Source organism: Arcobacter cryaerophilus gv. crypticus, assembly GCF_002993025.1.
GTDB lineage: Bacteria > Campylobacterota > Campylobacteria > Campylobacterales > Arcobacteraceae > Aliarcobacter > Aliarcobacter cryaerophilus_B.
Genome location: NZ_NXGI01000023.1, coordinates 1 through 299 on the forward strand (window position 1 = coordinate 1; position 299 = coordinate 299).

The window sequence follows — 299 nt, forward strand, 5'->3', positions numbered from 1 at the left end:
AGCCCATAAATAGGCACTTTTTGATATAATTTCATCACTACAATCAACTATATAAAGGGCTTTTTTATGGGACTTGATGATTTTATCCAAACTGCTATGAACAATGTATTAAAAAATCCAATATTATCTGTTTTAAGAGATATAAATTTTAGTTCTATTTTAAAACAAAGTAATTTTATAAAAAGAGATATTGGTGTAAAACCATATATGATAATTTTACATTTTTTATATATGTTTGTAATAAATAGAAAAATTTCTAGTTTTATGAAATACAGCAACGATAGCTTTAAAAAAGATGT

Annotated in this window: 1 protein-coding gene; it reads left to right on the plus strand. The window is 22.4% G+C overall.

The window, feature by feature from the left end; genetic code table 11:
* Window positions 1–66: 66 nt before the first annotated feature.
* On the plus strand, window positions 67–299 hold a 233-nt coding region (locus CJ670_RS09145), incomplete at its 3' end, for a hypothetical protein (protein WP_207763628.1).